The sequence below is a fragment of the Embleya sp. NPDC020886 genome (assembly GCF_044333915.1).
GTDB lineage: Bacteria > Actinomycetota > Actinomycetes > Streptomycetales > Streptomycetaceae > Embleya.
This window is the reverse complement of the sequence record NZ_JBIRRX010000001.1, coordinates 1,398,604-1,417,757: the sequence shown is the minus strand read 5'-3', so window position 1 is coordinate 1,417,757 and position 19,154 is coordinate 1,398,604. Positions and strand designations below refer to the sequence as shown.

The 19,154-nt window shown below is 72.4% G+C and carries 17 protein-coding genes; 9 read left to right on the top strand and 8 right to left on the bottom strand.

Annotated elements, in window-relative coordinates; all coding sequences use genetic code 11:
• The first annotated feature begins 37 nt into the window (after positions 1-37).
• On the top strand, positions 38-1,801 hold the full coding sequence (locus tag ACH4U8_RS05990; RefSeq protein ID WP_395775917.1) for a DUF6350 family protein: 1,764 nt from the start codon (positions 38-40) through the stop codon (positions 1,799-1,801).
• On the opposite strand, the gene ACH4U8_RS05985 is transcribed toward ACH4U8_RS05990, so the two are convergent.
• Positions 1,798-2,460 carry a hypothetical protein gene (locus tag ACH4U8_RS05985; RefSeq protein ID WP_360307857.1) on the bottom strand — a complete coding sequence of 221 codons (663 nt, stop codon included), beginning with the start codon at positions 2,458-2,460 and terminating at the stop codon, positions 1,798-1,800. The two genes, ACH4U8_RS05990 and ACH4U8_RS05985, sit on opposite strands and share 4 nt — an antisense overlap.
• Positions 2,461-2,771: 311 nt before the next feature.
• Here ACH4U8_RS05985 and purN point away from each other — a divergent pair, with 311 nt between their 5' ends.
• Entirely contained in the window at positions 2,772-3,416 is a 645-nt protein-coding gene (gene purN, locus ACH4U8_RS05980; protein WP_360307860.1) for a phosphoribosylglycinamide formyltransferase, read from the top strand.
• The gene (gene purH / locus ACH4U8_RS05975) at positions 3,413-4,999 is read left to right on the top strand and encodes a bifunctional phosphoribosylaminoimidazolecarboxamide formyltransferase/IMP cyclohydrolase (protein WP_360307863.1); all 1,587 of its coding nucleotides are present in this window, start codon (positions 3,413-3,415) and stop codon (positions 4,997-4,999) included. Before purN ends, purH begins: the two co-directional genes overlap by 4 nt.
• A gap of 106 nt (positions 5,000-5,105) precedes the next feature.
• On the opposite strand, the gene ACH4U8_RS05970 is transcribed toward purH, so the two are convergent.
• Entirely contained in the window at positions 5,106-5,735 is a 630-nt protein-coding gene (locus ACH4U8_RS05970; protein WP_360307866.1) for an RDD family protein, read from the bottom strand.
• Between the two features lie 272 nt (positions 5,736-6,007).
• On the opposite strand from ACH4U8_RS05970, the gene ACH4U8_RS05965 reads away from it, so the two are divergent.
• The 3 genes from ACH4U8_RS05965 to ACH4U8_RS05955 all read left to right on the top strand — a co-directional run bounded on the left by ACH4U8_RS05965 (position 6,008) and on the right by ACH4U8_RS05955 (position 9,563).
• Positions 6,008-8,212: an FUSC family protein gene (locus ACH4U8_RS05965; RefSeq protein ID WP_395775916.1), complete on the top strand. Its 2,205-nt coding sequence runs from the start codon at positions 6,008-6,010 to the stop codon at positions 8,210-8,212.
• Positions 8,209-9,066: a bifunctional methylenetetrahydrofolate dehydrogenase/methenyltetrahydrofolate cyclohydrolase gene (locus ACH4U8_RS05960; RefSeq protein WP_379992649.1), complete on the top strand. Its 858-nt coding sequence runs from the start codon at positions 8,209-8,211 to the stop codon at positions 9,064-9,066. The genes ACH4U8_RS05965 and ACH4U8_RS05960 overlap by 4 nt, the downstream gene beginning before the upstream one ends.
• A 116-nt stretch (positions 9,067-9,182) precedes the next feature.
• A complete protein-coding gene (locus tag ACH4U8_RS05955; RefSeq protein WP_360307875.1) occupies positions 9,183-9,563 on the top strand; it encodes a DUF3017 domain-containing protein in 381 nt (126 codons plus the stop codon).
• 60 nt (positions 9,564-9,623) lie between these two features.
• Here the strand turns inward: ACH4U8_RS05955 and ACH4U8_RS05950 are convergent, their stop codons facing one another.
• Positions 9,624-11,003, bottom strand: coding sequence for a glutamine synthetase (locus ACH4U8_RS05950; protein ID WP_395775915.1), 1,380 nt, complete (start codon positions 11,001-11,003; stop codon positions 9,624-9,626).
• A 233-nt stretch (positions 11,004-11,236) separates the two neighbouring features.
• Here ACH4U8_RS05950 and ACH4U8_RS05945 point away from each other — a divergent pair, with 233 nt between their 5' ends.
• A complete protein-coding gene (locus ACH4U8_RS05945; protein ID WP_395775914.1) occupies positions 11,237-12,226 on the top strand; it encodes a malate dehydrogenase in 990 nt (329 codons plus the stop codon).
• 38 nt (positions 12,227-12,264) lie between these two features.
• Here the strand turns inward: ACH4U8_RS05945 and ACH4U8_RS05940 are convergent, their stop codons facing one another.
• Both ACH4U8_RS05940 and ACH4U8_RS05935 read right to left on the bottom strand, forming a co-directional pair.
• Positions 12,265-12,741: an Lrp/AsnC family transcriptional regulator gene (locus ACH4U8_RS05940; RefSeq protein WP_395775913.1), complete on the bottom strand. Its 477-nt coding sequence runs from the start codon at positions 12,739-12,741 to the stop codon at positions 12,265-12,267.
• Between the two features lie 194 nt (positions 12,742-12,935).
• Positions 12,936-13,886, bottom strand: coding sequence for an ADP-ribosylglycohydrolase family protein (locus ACH4U8_RS05935; RefSeq protein ID WP_395775912.1), 951 nt, complete (start codon positions 13,884-13,886; stop codon positions 12,936-12,938).
• A gap of 150 nt (positions 13,887-14,036) precedes the next feature.
• On the opposite strand from ACH4U8_RS05935, the gene ACH4U8_RS05930 reads away from it, so the two are divergent.
• Complete coding sequence (locus tag ACH4U8_RS05930) at positions 14,037-14,531, top strand: MarR family transcriptional regulator (RefSeq protein ID WP_360307890.1); 495 nt, start codon at positions 14,037-14,039, stop codon at positions 14,529-14,531.
• A 666-nt stretch (positions 14,532-15,197) separates the two neighbouring features.
• Here ACH4U8_RS05930 and ACH4U8_RS05925 read toward each other — a convergent pair.
• Entirely contained in the window at positions 15,198-16,475 is a 1,278-nt protein-coding gene (locus ACH4U8_RS05925; RefSeq protein ID WP_395775911.1) for a cytochrome P450, read from the bottom strand.
• Positions 16,472-16,705 (bottom strand): SCO4848 family membrane protein, encoded by a 234-nt coding sequence (locus ACH4U8_RS05920; protein ID WP_360307896.1) that lies wholly within the window; start codon positions 16,703-16,705, stop codon positions 16,472-16,474. The genes ACH4U8_RS05925 and ACH4U8_RS05920 overlap by 4 nt, the downstream gene beginning before the upstream one ends.
• A gap of 107 nt (positions 16,706-16,812) precedes the next feature.
• On the opposite strand from ACH4U8_RS05920, the gene ACH4U8_RS05915 reads away from it, so the two are divergent.
• Positions 16,813-18,021 carry a serine hydrolase gene (locus ACH4U8_RS05915; RefSeq protein ID WP_360307899.1) on the top strand — a complete coding sequence of 403 codons (1,209 nt, stop codon included), beginning with the start codon at positions 16,813-16,815 and terminating at the stop codon, positions 18,019-18,021.
• An 80-nt stretch (positions 18,022-18,101) separates the two neighbouring features.
• Here ACH4U8_RS05915 and ACH4U8_RS05910 read toward each other — a convergent pair whose 3' ends face one another.
• On the bottom strand, positions 18,102-19,109 hold the full coding sequence (locus ACH4U8_RS05910) for a YihY/virulence factor BrkB family protein (protein WP_395775910.1): 1,008 nt from the start codon (positions 19,107-19,109) through the stop codon (positions 18,102-18,104).
• Positions 19,110-19,154 lie beyond the last annotated feature (45 nt).

The window sequence follows — 19,154 nt, the reverse complement described above, 5'->3', positions numbered from 1 at the left end:
CGGCTCGGATCGTAGCCACGTGGGCAGCATGGGAATCGTGACCGAAACGCCGGAAACCGAGCACGGCCCGTCGGCGCCCTGGACGGTGGTCGGGTCCACTCCGTGGGCGGGAGCCGAGCGTTTTCCGGCTCTGCCGCCCGGGTCCCTCGGCGAGGCCCTGGGCCGGACCCCCGCGCCCGGGACTCCACAGCCCGAGACCCCTGAGCCCGACATCCCCGAGCCCGACATCCCCGAGTCCGAGACCTCTGAGTTCAAGACCCCTGAGCCCGAGTCCGTCGAGCCCGACATCCCCGAGCCCGAGTCGGTCGAGCCCGAGACTTCCCAGGCCGAGTCCGTCGAGTGCGAGAGCCCCGAGGCCGAGTCCGTCGAGTCGCCGGCCGCGCCGTCTTGCCCCGACGCACCGCCGATCGTCGTTCCGCCCAGGCCCGATCGTCCGCCCGTCGCGCTCCCGGCGTCGAACCCGGTCGAGACCGCGGGTCGACCCGCTCCGGGCGCAGGGCGGCCGTGGGGACCGCCGCCGCCCGGTCGTCCGCCGCTCGCCGTCCTGGCCGCGCTGCCGGGTCGGGCCGCCTTGGCCGGCTTCGCCCGTCGCCGTCCCGACACCGCCCGGATCGCGCAGGCCCTCGCCCGAGGCGTGGCGTCCGCGCTGCTCGCGGTCGGCGCGGGGCTCGGCACGGTGGCGATGCTCGTACTGATCGTGGCCATGTGCGGGGCCACCTCGGGCGGCTTCGATCACCCGCAGGCGCTGCTGCGGGTGATCGGCGGCATCTGGCTCGCGGTGCACCACGTCGGCTTCGAGTTCGTCGAGATCAGCCACACCGCGACCGGCTCGGTGGAACCGATCGTGACCGTCGTACCGCTGCGGCTGGCCCCGCTCGGCCTGACCGTGCCGTTGATCTGGCTGCTGTGCCGGCTCGGCCGCCGGCTCGCGGACGGCCTCGCCGGGACCGCGATCGTGCTCGGGTCGCAGGTGCTGGTCTACACCGGGCTGATGTACACGGTGGCCGCCGGCGTCGGCACCGCGAGCGTGCGGCCGGTGTCCGGCACCGTCGCGACGGCCGCACTCGGTGTCCTGGCCGCGGGGGTGCTGGGCGCGTTCGGACCCGCGCTGGTGCGGATGCCGGCCGTGCGGGCCGGTCTGGCCTCGGCGGCGGTGCTCGCGGCGGGCGGGGCGCTCCTGGTGCTCGCGTGTCTGTTCGCGCACGCCGGCCAGGTCCGCGTGGCGCTGGCGCTGACCACGCACGACGCGGTCGGCTTCGCGGCGCTGGCCGTGTTGTGCGCGGTGCTGGTGCCCAACGCGATCGTGTGGGCGGTGTCCTACGCGGCCGGCACCGGGTTCGCGCTCGGCGCGGCCACCACGCTCGCGCCGACCGGCAGCACGTTCGGCCCGTTGCCCACCCTGCCCCTGTTCGCCGCGCTGCCCGGGCCCGCCACGGTGCCCTCGACCGCGTGGGCGCCCGCCGTGCTCCCGTTGCTCGCGGGCATCGCGGCGGGCCTGTTCGCGGCCCGGGCCGAGCCGCCCCGGGCCTGGCTCGCGGTCACCTCGCACGCGGCCGGCGCGGGTCTGGGCGTCGGCCTGCTCACCCTCGCCTCGACCCGCCTGGCCTCGGGCACCGCGGGCCTGGCCAATCTCGCCGAACTGGGCCCGAACGTGTGGCGCACCGCCGCCGCGCTGACCGTCGAGATCGCGCTGATCGCCGCCCCGACCGCGCTGATCACCACCTGGTGGCGCGGCCGGGACAACGCGAAGGCCGCCTCCGCCGAAGCGGAGACGGCCTTGGGGACGACCGGACCGACCTAGATCGTGCCGTCCACGAGGAAGTGGTAGCGCTCGGGCAGCTTGTCCAGGCAGCGCTGCTCGCCGGTCTTGGTGAGCGCGCTGTCCATGCAGTCGTAGTAGTCCTTGTTGGCTGCCTCGAACGTCCACACGCCCAGCACGTAGACCACCGCGATGGCGCCGGTGACCAGGCCCGCGAGCGCGGCGCCGGAGCGGGCGCCCGCCGGTCGGCGCACCCGCGGCCGGTGGGCCGGCCCACCCGGGGCGTGCCCCGGGTGGCGGGCGGTGCCGCCCGGACCCTCCTCGATCCGCGGCCCGGCCGTGGCCGGCGTCGACCCGCGCACCGTGCGGATGCCGAGCACCAGGGCGACCACACCCAGCACCACGCCCAGCACCAGACCCAGGTCGGACGGCAGGAACAGCGCGAAGAACACCGCCCACACCCCCGACCACAGCGCCAGTCGGCCATTGCGGACCCGGATGTCCTTCGGGTCGGGCTGTTCCCGCGGCTCGCGCGGTGCCCGCTGCGGCCGGTCCTCGCGGCCGTGCCGATCGCCCCCGTCGCCGCCGTCCCCTCGCCCGTTGCCGGGCACGTTCCACGGGGCGGCCGGCGGGCGATCGGGCGTACCCTCCGGCGGCGGGGCGTAGGGATCCCGCTCGTCGGTCTCGTTGCCGGTACTCATCCTCTGCCTGCCCTCGTCGTGCCGGATCGCGGGATTCCCTTCCCAGGATCGTACGTGTGCGGGGTGCACCGTAGTCGGGCGGCGGCGCCGTGTGGCCCCAAGGGCCTGCCGCCGGCCCCGTCGCCGGCATCCCACCCCGCCGGTTCGGTACTGCCTACCCCCTGACGCTATCGTTGCCGACGTACGGGCGCCGCTCCGTGTTCCCGCCTCCTGTCGGGGAACGCCCGCCGGACCCGTGCGAGATCCCGGCGAGAGCCCGAATGCATTCGGTGCCCCTCCCGCCCTTCCCTTCCGGAAAGAGCCGAAAAGCAGTGGCCGTTCACGCCCCGCGTACCCCTGGGCCGGCCCGGCTCGTCGTGCTGGTCTCCGGCTCCGGTACCAACCTCCAGGCCCTGCTCGACGCGTGCGCGGATCCCGCGTACGGCGCGCGGGTGGTGGCCGTGGGCGCCGATCGTGAGCGGATCGCCGGGCTGACCCGGGCCGAGCAGGCCGATGTCCCCACCTTCGTGGAGCGGGTCGGCGACCACCCGGACCGGGCAAGCTGGGACGCCGCGCTCGCCGACGCGGTCGCCGCGTACGAGCCCGACCTGGTGGTCTCGGCCGGCTTCATGAAGATCCTGGGCCCGCGTTTCCTGGCCCGGTTCGAGGGACGCACCGTCAACACCCACCCCGCACTGCTGCCCTCGTTCCCCGGCGCGCACGGCGTCCGGGACGCGCTCGCGTACGGCGCCAAGGTGACCGGTTGCACGGTCCACCTGGTGGACGCCGGCGTGGACACCGGGCCGATCATCGCTCAGGGCGTCGTCACGGTCGAGGACGGCGATCACGCCGACGGCGGCGAGGCGTTGCACGAGCGCATCAAGACTGTCGAGCGCACCCTGCTCGTCGAGGTCGTGGGCCGGCTGGCCCGCGAGGGCTACCGCATCGAAGGAAGAAAGGTCCGGATCCCCGCATGACTTCCGCCGCCCCCACCCCCACCGCCACCGAGGACGAGGCACGCCGCCCGATCCGTCGCGCGTTGATCAGCGTGTACGACAAGACCGGCCTGGAGGAGCTGGCCCAGGGCCTGCACGCGGCCGGCGTCGAGCTGGTCTCCACCGGCTCCACCGCCGGGCGGATCGCCGCCGCCGGTGTTCCGGTGACCAAGGTCGAGGAACTGACCGGATTCCCGGAGTGCCTGGACGGCCGGGTCAAGACCCTGCACCCGCGCGTGCACGCCGGCATCCTGGCCGACCTGCGCCTGGAGTCGCACCGCGCGCAGCTCGAAGAGCTGGACGTACGGCCGTTCGACCTGGTCGTGGTCAACCTGTATCCGTTCTCCGCCACCGTCGAGTCGGGCGCGTCCGACGACGAGTGTGTCGAGCAGATCGACATCGGCGGCCCGTCGATGGTCCGCGCCGCGGCCAAGAACCACCCGTCCGTCGCGGTGGTGACCAGCCCGGACCGCTACGCCGACGTGCTCGCCGCGATCGAGGTCGGCGGCTTCGACCTCGCGCAGCGCAAGCGGCTCGCGGGCGAGGCCTTCGGGCACACCGCCGCCTACGACGTCGCGGTCGCCTCCTGGTTCTCGAACGGCTACGCGCCGGCCGACCAGGAGAGCTTCCCGGCCTTCCTCGGCTCGGTCCGCCGCCGGGAGAACGTGCTCCGCTACGGCGAGAACCCGCACCAGGCCGCGGCCCTGTACGTGGACGGCACCGGCGGCCTCGCGGGCGCCGAGCAGTTCCACGGCAAGGAGATGTCCTACAACAACTACATGGACACCGACGCGGCCCGGCGCGCCGCGTACGACCACGAGCAGCCGTGCGTGGCGATCATCAAGCACGCCAACCCGTGCGGGATCGCGATCGGCGCCGATGTCGCCGAGGCGCACCGCAGGGCGCACGCGAGCGACCCGGTCTCCGCCTACGGCGGCGTGATCGCGGTCAACCGCCCGGTGAGCGTGGCGATGGCCGAGCAGGTCGCGGAGATCTTCACCGAGGTGATCGTCGCGCCCGACTACGAGGACGGCGCGGTCGAGGTGCTCGCCCGCAAGAAGAACATCCGGGTGCTGCGCGCTCCCGAGGCGCCGCGCACGCCCGCCGAGTTCCGCCAGATCGACGGCGGGCTGCTGCTGCAGAACGCGGACCGCTACCAGGCGCCCGGCGACGACTCGGCGGCCTGGACGTTGGCCACCGGCGAGCCCGTCGACGCCGAGACGCTGCGCGACCTGGTGTTCGCCTGGCGCTCGGTGCGCGCGGTCAAGTCCAACGCGATCCTGCTCGCGTCCGGCGGCGCCACCGTGGGCGTGGGCATGGGGCAGGTCAACCGGGTCGACTCGGCCAAGCTGGCCGTGCAGCGCGCCGGCGAGCGGGCGGCCGGCTCGGTGGCCGCGTCCGACGCGTTCTTCCCGTTCGCCGACGGCCTGGAGGTGCTGATCGCGGGCGGCGTGCGCGCGGTGGTCCAGCCCGGCGGTTCGGTCCGCGACGAACAGGTGATCGAGGCGGCGCGGGCGGCCGGGATCACCATGTACTTCACCGGAACCCGGCACTTCTTCCACTGAGTCCGCACCTTCCACCGAGCCGCACCGGGCCGACGGCCCGGACCCGAAACACACGCGAGGCGCGACCCCGACGGGGTCGCGCCTCGCGCGCTCGGTGCGGTGGTGCTCAGACCTTGACCACGACCGTCGAGCAGACCTTGTCCGCGAACGTCTGCTTCTTCGAGTCCCACAGCGGCCACAACCAGCCGACGTAGCAGGCGATCGAGTCCAGGAAGTGCGCTATCTGGCGGACGAAGGCCATGCCGAAGCCGGTGGGCATGCCGTCGCGCTCGCGCAGCACCTTTATGCCCACGGCGCCCTTGCCGATGGTCTGGCCGGTCTTGCCCTGGCGGTAGAGCTGCCAGAGCCCGAAGACCAACAACCCCAGGCCGCCGACGACCATCACCACGATCGGGCCGGCCCCGCCGTCGTAACTGGTCGTCTCGCTGCCGTCGAGGTGCTCGGTGACGGTGCTCTGGCTCAGGAACCAGAAGAACCCGCCGTAGAACGGGATCGCGGCCAGCATCATGACGAGCCCGTCGAGCAGGGTCGCGCCCACGCGGCGGCCCCAACTCGCGCAGTAGTCGCCCAGATTCTGCGGCGGGCCGTAGCCGTAGGGCTGGCCGTAACCGGCCTGCGGACCGTAGCCGGGCTCGCCGTACGCCGGCTGGCCGTAGGCGGGCTGGCCATAGCCCTGACCCTGGCCCTCGGCGCCGTAGCCGGGCGGCGGGCCGTACGGGCCCGGAGGTTGGGACATGCGGAACTCTCCCCTGAGAACGCGCACACACCTGGTGCACGACGCCGATGACCCCGGGTTTCGTCGACACGCGAGCGCCGTGACGGGCCCGGCGTCGCCCCCACCACCCGAGAGCCTGTTGGAGGCGGCACCCTATCCCGAGGCGGTTGGCGCTCGGTAGGTCTTTATCGGACTGGTGATCGGGATCATGCGGCAGGACCCGGCGAGCGGGCCGGGCGCCGCGGCGCAGGCGGGACTTGGCATTCCCGGTGAAAGGTGCGTTGCATAGGAGGATGCAGGATCAGGCGACTCCGGGACCCCAGGGCCAACGCACACCACTCGCGTTGCCGCCGGGGCCCTCGGCGGCCTCCGCCGACCCGCCCACGCTGCCCCCGTTCCCGGCGGTGCACCCGGCCGAGCTGGGCCCGCAGAACCAGATCAAGCCGCTGGTCACGCTCAGCGGCAAACGTTTCACCTGGGCGGCCGGGGTGCGTGCCGCGCTCGGCGTGGGCATCCCGTTCGCGATCGTCACCGCGGCGCTCGGCGTCGGCTACGGCACGTTCGCCGCGCTGGGCGGCTACACCGTCCTGTACGCGGCCAAGGAGCCGTACGCGCGCCGGGCGATCACCCTCGCGCTGGTCGGCCTGGGCCTGGCCCTGTCGCTGGCGCTGGGCTCGCTCGCGGCCGGCACCGCGCTCCTGTACGTCCCGGTGATCACCCTGGTCGCCACCGTCGCCACCTTCCTGTGCGGCGCGTTGCAGGTGGACCGCCCGGGCGGGTACATGTTCACCCTGGTCTGCGCGATGGGCGCCTTCCTGCCGCACCAACCCGACCTGGTCCCGCAGCGGGCCGCGCTCGTGCTCGTGGGCGCCGCCGGCGCGTGGCTGGTGTCGATGTCCGGCTGGCTGGTGCGACCGCGCCACCCCGAGCACATGGCGCTCGCGGCCTGCTTCGAGGCGCTCGCCGACTTCTTCGCCTCGATCGGCGACCAACCCAGCGACGCCGCCCGGCACCGCGCGTCCGAGGCCGTGCACACCGCGTGGGTGACCGTGTTGCGCGCGGACACCAAGCGCAATCGACGCACCGGTGAGGCCCGTCGGCTGCGGGTGTTGTGCCGGCGCGCGCTCGACCTGTTCCAGGCCGCGCAACTGCTCGCCGTCGAGCGCACCCGGCCGCTGCCGCCGGAGATCACCGACACCGTGCGCGCGCTGGCCGGCGCGGTGGGGCAGCCGCGGCTGGTCCCGGTGATGCCCGCGGTGCTCGCCGACACCGAGACCGCCGCCGAGCGGCTGCTGCGCACGGTGCTGCGGTCCGCCGCCGAGGCGGCCGGCCGGCCGGCGGTCAAGGAGGGCGAGATCATCCCGGGCCGCCGGCCCACCGCCGGCGAGCGCCTGCGCGCCGCGTTCGACCGCTCGTCCCTGGTCCCGCCGACCGCGCTGCGCACCGGCCTGGGGGTCGGCTCGGCGACGCTGGCCGCCGTGCTGCTGCCGGTGGTGCACCCGGTGTGGGTGGCCATCGCGGCCGGCGCCGCACTCCAGGGCGGCAACGTCGTGCTCGACTTCGGCCGGGTGTTGCAACGGGCGATCGGCACCCTCGTGGGCGTCGCGGTGATCGCGCTGTTCTTCCACGACCTGATGCCCAACCAGTGGCTCGTGGTGATCGCCGTCGCGCTGCTGTTCGGCGCGACGCAGACGGTGATCGCCCGCAACCTGGCCGTGGGCGCCGCGTGCGTGACCCCGGTCGGCCTGTTCCTGGCCGCCACCGGCCAACCCGGTGCGCACGTGGGCGATCTGGCCGCCACCCGGGTGATCGACACCGTCCTGGGTCTGGCCGTCGGCCTGACCGCGAGCCTGGTGTTGTGGCCGCGGGCGTCCGCGACCCGACTGCCGCGCCAACTCGGCCGGGCCGTCCGCGCCGAGGCGATGTTGCTGCGGGCCACGGTCACCGGGCAGATCGTGGACGATCCCGCGTGGGGCAGCACCCGCCGGGCGGCCCGGCGCGAACTGCTCGATTTGTGGAGCGTGTACGAGGCGGCCCTGGGCGAGTTCACCGGCCGTCGCCTGGACGCCGAGCGCCTGTGGCCCGCGATCGTGACCGCCCAGCGGCTCGGCTACCGGCTGATGACCACCCCCGAGACCTACCGCGCCGAGCCACCCGAACCGATCCCCGCCGACGACCTCGACCGGCTGGACGCCTACCTGGCCGAATTGGCCTCGGCCGCCGAGGACCGCCGCCCCCCGACGCTGCCCGAGCTGCCGGACCTGTGGGGGTATCCGGTGCTGCGCCAACACCTGAAGCGCCTGGGTCGCACCATCGCCCGGGCGAACGAACCACTGCCCGCCCGGCAGTTGCCCGCGTTCGTCCAGCGGCGCATCCTGGCCCCACCCGCCCGGTTCCTGTACGGGGCCCGCCGCGCGTCCGTCGCGGATACGGAACAATCGCAGCCGGGACAATCGCAGCGACCGGCCCCAAACCGCGGACCAGGAGACAGAACTTGAAGGCGCAGATCCTCGACGGCAAGGCCACCGCCACCGCCATCAAAGCCGAACTGGCCGTTCGGGCCGAGGCACTGAAGGCCCGCGGCATCACGCCGGGTCTGGGCACCGTGCTCGTCGGCGACGACCCCGGCAGCCACTCGTACGTGCGCGGCAAGCACCGCGACTGCGCCCAGGTGGGCATCGCCAGCATCCAGCGCAACCTGCCCGCGGACGCGACGCAGGAGCAGGTCGAGGACGTGGTCCGCGAGCTCAACGCGGATCCGGCCTGTACCGGCTACATCGTCCAGCTCCCGCTGCCCAGGCACCTGGACGCCAACCGGGTCCTGGAGCTGATGGACCCGGACAAGGACGCCGACGGCCTGCACCCGATGAACCTGGGCCGGCTGGTGCTGGGCCAGGAGGCGCCGCTGCCGTGCACCCCGCGCGGCATCGTCGAACTGCTGCGCCGGCACGACATCGAGATCAACGGCGCCGAGGTGTGCGTGATCGGCCGAGGCGTCACCGTCGGCCGTCCGATCGGCCTGCTGCTCACCCGCCGCACCGAGAACGCCACGGTGACCCTGTGCCACACCGGCACCAAGGAACTGCCGTTCCACGTGCTCCAGGCGGACATCGTGGTCGCCGCCGCCGGCGTGCCCGGCCTGATCAGCGCGGACATGGTCAAGCCCGGCGCGGTGCTGCTGGACGTGGGCATCACCCGCACCGACCAGGGTCTGGTCGGCGACGTGCACCCGGAGGCGTACGAGAAGGCCGCCTGGGTGGCGCCGATGCCCGGCGGCGTGGGTCCGATGACCCGCGCGATGTTGCTCACCAACGTCATCGAGGCCGCCGAGCGGCAGGTCACCAGCCTGTGATCGAACCGCGTCGGGCCGCGGGCCGCGCGATCGTGGGCGCCCGCCGGCGACCCGCGCTCGCCGGGCCCGGGCCCGGCACGGTGTCGCTCGTGCCGGGATGAGGAGAGGTGGGACCTGTGGCAACCGCTCGGGGGCGACGCAAGGACGGCAGGAAGAAGGAGCCGGGCACCTACCTGCCCGAGGGTGGTGCCTCGCCGGCCGGACCGGGGCCGCTGCGGGAGTGGCCCGCGATGGTGGTCTTCGGCTGCCTGATCGCGGCCCTGCTGACCGCCGCGCTCGACGGCTTCCGGATCGCCGCGGTCCTGATCGCGGGCACCTTCCTGATCGCCGCGATACTGCGGCTGTTCGTAGCCGACGTGGGGGTGCTGGCGGTTCGCAGCCGGTTCACCGACGTGGGTGTGCTGCTGTTCTTCGGCGCCGCGGTACTGCTTCTGGGGCTGAGCATCCCCGAACCGCTCGTCGATCTGCCGTGGGTGCCCAAACGCACCGGTTCGTAGGCGCGCGGGCCGAGGGGAGGTCGCCTCCCCTCGGCCCGCGTCACATCCGTACCAGCGGCCTCAGTACAACCGGCGCGCCTCGGCGGCGATCTCGGCCGGGGTCATCTCGGCGGCGCGGGCGATCTCGGCCCGGCGGACCGCGGTGATCGCGTCGAACAGCGTCTCGCCGAGGGCCTCGCGCAGCACCTCGCTCGCCTCCAGGGCGGCCAGCGCGGCGGCCGGCGAATCCGGCAGCCGGGGCACGCCGGCCACGGCCGACGGATCGCCCGGCACCTCCGTCGGCAGCCGCAGGCCGTCCTCGATGCCGGCCAGCCCGGCCGCGATCACCGTGCCGACCACCAGGTACGGATTGGCGGTCGCGTCGAAGCACTTGAGCTCCGCGTTCGCCGTGTGTTGCCGCTCGCCGGTCATCCCGGTGACCAGCCGCAACGCCGCCTCCCGGTTCTCCAGACCCCAACAGTGGTACACGCCCGCCCACCGGTCCGGCTCCAGCCGCAGGTGACTGGCCGCGCCCGGCGCGCCGATGGCCAGCAGCGCGGGCAACTCGCGCAGGACGCCCGCCAGGAACGCCTCGCCCTCGTGGGTCAGTCCCTGGGGCCCCTCGCCGCCGTGGCACAGGTTCGTCCCGTCCCGCCACGGCGAGAAGTGCAGGTGGGCGCCGTTGCCCACCTCGCCGGGCAGCACGCACGGCGCGAAGCTGACGGTGTGCCCGTGCCGGGCGGCGACCGCGCGGATCGTCTCGCGCACCAGGATCGTGGTGTCCGCCGCGCCGACCGGATCCTCCGGCGCCACGGACACCTCCAACTGGCCCGCCGCGTATTCGGGGTGCACCTGCAACACGCTCACGTGCTGGGCGGCCAGCGCGCGGACCAGCTCGCGCAGTTGGCCGGACACCCGGACCACCCGGGTCATCCCGTACGCGGCCTTGTGGAAGGCGGGCAGGAAGCGGCCGGCCGGGTCCTCGGTGCCGGTGATCCACTCCACCTCGAAGCCCATCCGCAGCGACAACCCGCGCAGCCCGGCGCGGGCGGTCATCCGCCGGGCGAAGGTGCGCTGGCAGCCCGCGTACGCCACGCCGTCCTGGGTGTAGCGGTCGCCGGGTGCCCAGGCCCAGCCCGGTTGCGCGGCCAGCGGACGCAGCGCCGCCAGGTCGGGGATCAGCCGCAGATCGCCGGTCGGCCCGCCGACCAGCGTGCCGGCGGTGATCGAGTCGTCGGCCAGGAACACGTCGAACACGGGGGAGAAGCCCACGCCGTGCGTGGCGGCCGCGTCCAGGCGCCCGTACGGGATCGTCTTGACCCGGGTGATGCCGGCGTTGTCCACCCAGCCGAGGGCGATCACGTCGATCGCCTGGGGCGCGGCGGCATCGGCCGACACCGACGCGCCCAGCGGGTCGAGGGTGGGCCGGTGGGTCGACTCGGTCGGGACCGACGCGAACATGTAGTCACCCTCCGGGGTCAATCGACTTCGACAAGTGACGAACCTACCGGTCGGTTCCGCCGAAACGAAAACCCGGCGGACGGAAACCGGTTCGGGGCGAACCTCACACCGGTGGTTGGCCGAGCGGCCCCGGGGGCGGGAGTAATGTGGCGGCGAAAAGTATCTCGATGCCGAGCTACCGGCACACTGCCATCGGCGTCGGATCCCGCCGCAGCAGAGGAGACCCGCGCGCAATGTCCCGTACCCCCGTCAACGTCACCGTCACGGGCGCGGCCGGTCAGATCGGCTACGCGCTGCTGTTCCGCATCGCCTCCGGTCACCTGCTCGGCCCCGACACCCCCGTGCGCCTGCGCCTTCTGGAGATTCCGCAGGCGGTCAAGGCCGCCGAGGGCACCGCGATGGAGCTCGACGACTGCGCGTTCCCGCTGCTCGACGGGATCGACATCTTCGACAACCCGACCGACGGCTTCGCGGGTGCGAACGTGGCCCTGCTGGTCGGCGCCCGTCCGCGTACCAAGGGCATGGAGCGAGGCGACCTGCTGGCCGCCAACGGTGGCATCTTCAAGCCGCAGGGCGAGGCGATCAACGCCGGCGCCGCGGACGACATCAAGGTGCTCGTGGTCGGCAACCCGGCCAACACCAACGCGCTGATCGCGCAGCAGCACGCGCCGGACGTACCGGCCGAGCGCTTCACCGCGATGACCCGCCTGGACCACAACCGCGCGCTGACCCAGCTCGCGAAGAAGACCGGCGTCGCGGTCACCGAGATCGCCAAGCTGACCATCTGGGGCAACCACTCGGCCACCCAGTACCCGGACATCTTCCACGCGCAGATCGCCGGCAAGAACGCCGCCGAGGTGGTCGACGACCAGACCTGGCTCGCGGACACCTTCATCCCGACCGTCGCCAAGCGCGGCGCGGCGATCATCGAGGCGCGCGGCGCGTCCTCGGCGGCGTCCGCGGCCAACGCGGCGATCGACCACGTGCACACCTGGGTCAACGGCACCGCCGACGGCGACTGGACCTCGATGGGTGTCGTCTCGGACGGCTCCTACGGTGTGCCCGAGGGCCTCATCTCGTCCTTCCCGGTCGTCTGCAAGGACGGCAAGTGGGAGATCGTCCAGGGCCTGGACGTCAACGAGTTCTCCCGCGGCCGGATCGACGCGTCGGTGCGGGAGCTGGCCGAGGAGCGCGACGCGGTGCGCGAGCTGGGCCTGATCTGATCCCGAGCCGGGCGCCGTAGATCGGCGCCCGGTGCCGATCAGTCGGTGCCGACCGGGGGCGGGCCGAACGGCCCGCCCCCGGCGTGCTCCAGGAGCCTGCTCGGCACGATGGTGGTGCGGGTGCCGAGCACCAGGGGTTCGTCCCGGAGCCGGTCCAACACTTCCTCCAGGTGCCGTACGTCGGTCGCGGTTATCCGCAGCACCGCGTCCGTGTCGCCGGCAACGCTGTCCGCGCCGATCACCTCGGGATGCCCGCGCAGGCAGGCGAGCAGTTGGCCGGGAGAGGTGCGCGGCGCGCAGGTGATCTGCACGAGTGCCTCGGTGGTCCAGCCCAGTGCGTGCGGATCCACCCGCGCGTGGAAGCCCCGGATCACCCCCGCCGCCCGCAGCCGGTCCACCCGGCGCTTGACCGCGGGGGCGGACAAGCCGATCTCGGCCCCGATCCCGGCGAAGCTCGCCCGGGCGTCGAGGACGAGGTGAGCCACGATTTGTTTGTCCAGGCCGTCCAGTCGCACGCCCCCATCGTGGCCCGCGGGCGCGGGGTTACGGGCGGGTTTGCTCGTGCTGCCCGATTCGACCGGATCATCCGACCCCTCGCCGCGATCGACACCCTCGACCGGGTCGGCGTCGCCACCCGCGCCCGGACGGTCGGCACCCGACGCCCGGACCCGGTCCGCCGACGGGGTCGGCGGACCCGCCGTCACGTCGGTCAGCCCGGTGCGAGGCCGCCCGTGCGGACCCAGTTCGGAAGGGGTTCGCGGGCGGCGAGCCAGGAGGCGGGGATGTCGGTCGGGTCGGTGCGGGCGGCCACCACGCCGGCCGTGATCGCGCAGGTGGTGTCGACGTCGCCCAGACCGCGGGCGGTTTCCCACAGCGCGTCGTGGAGGCTGTCCGGGTGGTGGGCCGCGGTCCACAGGGCGAACGGGACCGTGTCGGGGGCGCTGATCCGCGACCCGTTGCCCAGCACGCTCACCGCGTGCCGGACCGAGCTGCCGGCGGGCAGCCGGGAGGCGGTGCGCAGGCCGGCGGCCACGTCGCTTTCCGGGGTGTGCCCGGCCACCTCGGTCAGGAACTCGACCGGATCCGGGGCCGGTTCGTCCCGCCCCCGGGTCGCCAGGGCCGCCGCGACGGCCACCGCGACCGCGCCCGCGATCGCCTCCGGGTGGGCGTGCGTGGTCGCGGCGGAGCGCTCGGCCTCGGTCACGACGTGGGTGAGGTCCCGGTCCGCGTGCCAGGCGCCCAGCGGCGCGACCCGCATCGCGGCGCCGTTGCCCCACGAACCCTGGCCCCCGAATTGGCGGCGCGTCACCTCGCGCCACGACTCGCCCTCGTGGATCGCGCGCAGCACGCCGTGCATCGACGGGCCGTAGCCGCGATGCGGGTCGGCCGTGTAGGACGCGGCGAAGTGCGTGGCCAGCGCGTCCTGGTCCACGTCGTCGCACAGGTGCAGGATGCGCAGTACGGACAGCGCCATCGCGGTGTCGTCGGTCCAGTGCCAGAACCCGGCTTCCGGTGCGATCCGGCGGGTCTGCCGCTCGGTGAGTTCGGCGCCTCGGTAGGCGAACCACTGTTCGCCGAAGGCGTCGCCGAGGGCGAGTCCATGCAGGGCGCGGGCGGCGTTCGCGACGCGTCGGGTACGGTCCGGGTGGCTGGGGTTCATGCGCTTCACCCTGCCGGCGCCGGCTCGATCGGGTCCACGGCTTTCCCGGGCGCCCGAAGTCGGTCGCATCCGAAGGAAAGTGTCGGATATTGCTCAGTCTTATCTCGATATCAAGAGGCTCGGCATCGAACGACTCGCTAGAATGATCCCATGAAAGACGAGGTCGACCGGCTTGTCGCGGCATGGAAGCGGGAGCGCCCGGACCTCGACGTCGAACCCCTCGAAGTACTGAGCCGGGTCACCCGACTGGCGAGGCATCTGGACCGGGCCCGGCGTACCGCGTTCTCCGCGCGCCACCTCGAACCGTGGGAGTTCGACGTGCTCTCCGCGCTGCGCCGGGACGGCGCGCCGTACCAGCTCTCGCCCGGCCAACTGCTCACCCAGACCCTGGTGACCTCCGGGACGATGACCAATCGCATCGACCGCCTCGCCGCCAAGGGTCTGGTGTTGCGGCTGCCGGACCCGGACGACCGGCGCGGTGTGCTGGTCCGGCTGACCGAGGACGGTCGCGACCGGGTCGACGCGGCGATGGCCGAGCTGCTCGGCCAGGAGCGGGCCATCCTGGCCGGTCTGACGGTCGATCAGCAGGCGGCGCTCGCCGGGCTTTTGCGTTCGCTTGTCGCGCCGTTCGACAACCACGCCTGAAACAAACCTCTTTGACCATTTCATGGCCATGATTCACTCTTGGTGATCAAATGTGTCAAGCACCCGTTGTGTGTCGGGAACGGCTGCCTGTAGACAAGTCCCTGTTGGGAGCGCAACCGCAAGGGTTCGCCTCGGGGAACAGGAGCAAGGCATGACATGCATCAATCGGCCGGTCGGCGGCCCGCGTCGGGAGCGACGCGCCGCGAGTGACCGGACCGGCCGACCCACTTTTGCCGAACTCGTCGCACTGACCGGACACGACTAGCCCCGGCCTCTCGGGGGTGGGGGAACGGCCCCGCTCACGATCCGCGAAGGCGTCTTGGGGAAGTAACGCCGGAGCGGTCGGAAGGCGGCGACCGAGGAATGACACGTGGGGGCGTGGGGGTGGCCGGCCCGGGGGGAATTGTGGGGGGACTCGGGGGAGGGGCCGGGAAAAGTGGGGGAACGGGACGAGCACCGGGGTAAAGCGGGGCGGGGAAGCACGGGGCGGGGAACGCGCGCAGGGGGCGATGAAACGAGGGGGTCGGGGGGCGACCCGGGGAGAAAGTCGGCGGGGGTGCACACGGCGGCGGGCCGGTGGATGACGATCCACCGGCCCGCCGCCGTGTCCGCGTGCCCGGCTTCGGACACCGACCCGGCCGCTCGGATCCCGGCCGGTGGATCGGCTCAGTTCGCCGGCGATCCCGTGTCCGCGGGGCCCGCCTCCGGGGTGAAGGTCACCGGCAGCCGCTGCAGGCCCCGCATGATCAGCCCACCGCGCCACCGCAGTTCGTCCTCGGGCCGGGCGAGCCGTACGTCCGGCAGCCGACTCAGCAGCGTGCCGATCGCGATCTGGCCCTCCAACCGGGCCAGCGGTGCGCCGATGCAGTAGTGGATGCCGTGTCCGAACGCGAGGTGCTGGTTGTCCGCGCGGGCCGGATCCAGCAGATCGGGCTCGGCGAACCGGCGCGGGTCCCGGTCGGCCGCCGCGAGCACGACGAGTACCGGCTCGCCCGCCGCGATTTCCTGATCGCCGATGGTCAGCGAGCGGGTGGCGTAGCGCCACGTCGCCAGCTCCACGGGTCCGTCGTAGCGCAGCAGTTCCTCGATCGCGGACGGGAGGGAGGTCGGATGCGATCGGATTTCGCGAAGCTTCTCCGGGTTCGAGAAGAGTGCGTGCATTCCATTGCCGATGAGGTTGATCGTGGTTTCGAAACCCGCGAACAGAAGCACGAAGCACATGGCGGCGACTTCCGCTTCGGTCAAGTGGTCGTCATGGTCGCTCGCCCGGATCAGATCGGAGATCAGGTCGGTGCTCGGCGCAGCCCGCTTGCGATGGATCAACTCGGCCAGGTAGCCCCGGATCTTCTTGACCGACCGGGCGACGCCGCCACGCGGGCCGCCCCCGTGCCGCACCATCATCCCGGCCCAGGTCCGGAAGTCCGCCTGGTCCTCCTCGGGCACCCCGAGCAGATCGCAGATCGTGTGGATCGGCAGCGGAAACGCGAAGTCGTGGATCAGGTCGGCCTCGCCGTTGCGTGCGAAGTCGTCGAGGAGGGAGTCGGTCAATTCCTGGATACGGGGCCGGAACTCCTCGATCCGTCGGGGTGTGAAAGCCTTCGCGACCAGCCGGCGCAATCGGGTGTGGTCCGGCGGGTCGAGGTTGAGCAGGTGCGCGCCCACGCCCGAACGTTCGCCGGGGATGCCGACCTTGCCCTGCTTCCATGCCGCCTCGGACCAGCGTGGGTCCTTGCTCAGCCGCTGGTCGGCGAGTGCCTGCTTGGCGTCCGCGTACCGGGTGACCAGCCACGCCTCGACTCCGCTGGGCAGCGTCGTCCAGTGCACGGGCCGGTGCTCGCGCAAGTGTGCGTAGGCCGGGTACGGGTCGGCGACGAACTCGCGCGAGAACAACTCGGGTCCGGCCGGCACCGCGTGCGCCGGGCACCGGGCGGGGTCGTCGGTCACGACTGCGGGGTCCGCGTCGCGCGCAGGCCCTTGACGCCGAGCCAGCCGATCGCGTTGCCCGCCACGAACGAGACGATCGTCAGGGCCAGATGGATCAGGAAGAACGTGGTCGCGCCGTCGTTCCAGGACCGGTCGTCGGCCCAGATGTTCTTGAGGAAGTTCGGCCACAGGATCCAGCTCCAGACGCCGAACAACACCAGACAGGTGGAAATACCTCGGCCGATCCTCAACGTGAAGCACCTGTTCCTCGGTCGAAACCCCAGCAAATTTGTCCCGGTTCAGTATGCGGCGGCGCGGTCGACCAACCGCAGCCGGGGGCCGCCAGTACGCTCATCACATGTCTGATTGGTTCCGGGCTTCTCGCAAGCCGGCCGTGTTCTGTGCTGCCGCGCTCGTTTTCGCGTTCGTTCCTGCTCCGGCCGCACTGGCCGCAGGTTCCACGCCGGAGCCCCAACCACCGACGCCGATGTCCGACATCGGCGGACCGCGCCTGGCCCAGGCCGGTGTACAGAGCGACCTGCCGCCCGGCACACCGCCGTTGCCCGCCGTCGAGGGCTGGTCCTGGGTGGTCGCGGACGCGGACACCGGCAAGATCCTGGCGGCGAAGAACCCGCACTGGAAACTGCCGCCGGCCAGCACGCTCAAGATGTTGTTCGCCGACACGGTGCTGCCGAAGATCGACCGCAACACCACCCGTCTGGTGGCGCCCGCCGATCTGCAGAACCTGGGCGAGGGCAGCAGCCTGGTCGGGATAAAGGAGAACGAGACCTACAAGGTCGAGGACCTGTGGCGGGGTGTGTTCCTGCGCTCGGGCAACGACGCGGTGCATGTGCTGTGCGCGATGAACGGCGGCGTGCCCGCGACGGTGCAGCAGATGAACGAGCGGGCCAAGCAGCTCCAGGCGGGCGACACGAATGTGGTCTCGCCGGACGGCTACGACGCGCCGGGTCAGGTCTCCAGCGCGTACGACCTCGCACTGTTCGCCCGTGAGGGACTCAAGAACAACGACTTCCGGTCCTACGCGAGCACGAAGGTCGCCGACTTCCCGGGTGTGGCGGGGGCCAAGTTCCAGATCCAGAACACCAATACGATGCTCGGCCAGTATCCGGGGATGATCGGCGTCAAGAACGGCTACACCACCAACGCCGGCAACACCTTCGTCGGCGGTGCGCAACGCGGCGGCCACACGCTGCTGGTGAGCCTGATGCACGTCGAGGGCAAGGGCAAGACCTACGAGGACACCGGGAAGTTGCTCGACTGGGGCTTCGCCGCGCTGGCCCAGGCGAAGCCGGTCGGTGCGTTGGTCGAGCCGCTCGCGGTGCCGGGCGGCGATAAGAAGGACAAGAGTTCGAAGTCGGCCCAGGCCGGGTCGGGCGACGCGAAAACCGCTCACGCGGCGTCTTCCTCGAAGGACAAGGGCTTCAACTGGGGGCTGTGGGCGGGGCTGGGGGTGCCGGCGGCGCTCGTGTTGGGCGGCGGTGTGTTGTTCGCCCTTCGGCGGCGCGAGGGGAATACCGGGGTTCGGTTCGAGGACATGCAGCCTTAGCGGTTGCCCGGGTCGGGTGGCCTCGAACGCCGGCCGGGCCGCATCGGCTGTGGACGCCGGTCGGCCGAAGTGGGCCGGGTTTACCGGGGGTTTCGGGTGAAGCGCTCCAGGAGGATGCCCAGGGCGGCGGTGCCGGCGATCGCCAGGCCGTAGGTGCGGGCCGGGTGGGCGGTCTTCGCGGTGTAGCGGGACAGGTCCAACGCGGGTTCCGCCGCCGCCTTTTCCGCCGCGGCTTCGGCGTTCTCCGCGATGTCCGCGGTCTCCTGGGCGTTGGCCGTCCAGGCCGCGCAGAACAGCAGCAGGCGGGTCACGAAGTAGATCCACAGGAGCAGTGCGACCGGCACCCCGAAGGCGCCGTACGCGCTCTTCCCCGCGACCCCCGCGATGTACGAGGACACCAGCAACTTCAACAACTCGAAGCCGACCGCGCCGATCAGCGCGCCCTGGATCGCGACCGACCGGTGCATGGTCAGCCGGGGCATCCCGACCAGCAGGTAGAGGAACAACACCACGCTCGCGCCGACCGCGACCGCGAACGCGGCGATCTGGAGCAGGATCCGGCCCACCGGCTGGTGTTCGAGTCCGATCGAGTCGGAGATCTCCCGGATCACGACGGTCGCGAACGTGGACGCGCCCACCGACAGCGCGAGCGCCAGCCCCAGGCCGATCAACACGCCCACGTCGGCGAACTTGCGCACGAACACGTTGCCGGGTTCCTCGTCCACGTCCCACAACGCTCGGATGGAGGAGCGGGTCGCGTCGACCCATCCGGTCCCGGACACGAGCAGCAGCGCGCCGCCGATCACCCCGACCGCGCCGGCGTTGCGCACCAGCGCGTCCAGGTCGAGCTTGTCCGCGATGCCGGGGATCTGCTCGGAGATCTTGTTCTGCATGCGTCGGACCTGGGACGCGTCCAGCGCCGCGGCCACCACCGCCGCGGCGAGGGTGATCAGCGGGAACAGCGACAGGAAGCCGTAGTAGGTCACCGCTGCGGCAAGCCGATTGCCCTGTCGGTCGCCGTAGCGTGAATACGCTCGCCAGGTGGGGCCGATGATCGGGATCCGCGTCAATCGTTCCTTGATCGCCACGGATGACGGCTGCCCCTTCGATGCCCGACCCACACCCGACTCCAC

Bases quoted from the DNA above. Each gene is read 5' to 3' on its own strand.
- ACH4U8_RS05985 (WP_360307857.1), bottom strand. From the start codon at position 2,460: ATGAGTACCGGCAACGAGACCGACGAGCGGGATCCCTACGCCCCGCCG.
- purH (WP_360307863.1), top strand. From the start codon at position 3,413: ATGACTTCCGCCGCCCCCACCCCCACCGCCACCGAGGACGAGGCACGC.
- ACH4U8_RS05970 (WP_360307866.1), bottom strand. From the start codon at position 5,735: ATGTCCCAACCTCCGGGCCCGTACGGCCCGCCGCCCGGCTACGGCGCC.
- ACH4U8_RS05965 (WP_395775916.1), top strand. From the start codon at position 6,008: ATGCAGGATCAGGCGACTCCGGGACCCCAGGGCCAACGCACACCACTC.
- ACH4U8_RS05950 (WP_395775915.1), bottom strand. From the start codon at position 11,003: ATGTTCGCGTCGGTCCCGACCGAGTCGACCCACCGGCCCACCCTCGAC.
- ACH4U8_RS05945 (WP_395775914.1), top strand. From the start codon at position 11,237: ATGTCCCGTACCCCCGTCAACGTCACCGTCACGGGCGCGGCCGGTCAG.
- ACH4U8_RS05935 (WP_395775912.1), bottom strand. From the start codon at position 13,886: ATGAACCCCAGCCACCCGGACCGTACCCGACGCGTCGCGAACGCCGCC.
- ACH4U8_RS05930 (WP_360307890.1), top strand. From the start codon at position 14,037: ATGAAAGACGAGGTCGACCGGCTTGTCGCGGCATGGAAGCGGGAGCGC.
- ACH4U8_RS05915 (WP_360307899.1), top strand. From the start codon at position 16,813: ATGTCTGATTGGTTCCGGGCTTCTCGCAAGCCGGCCGTGTTCTGTGCT.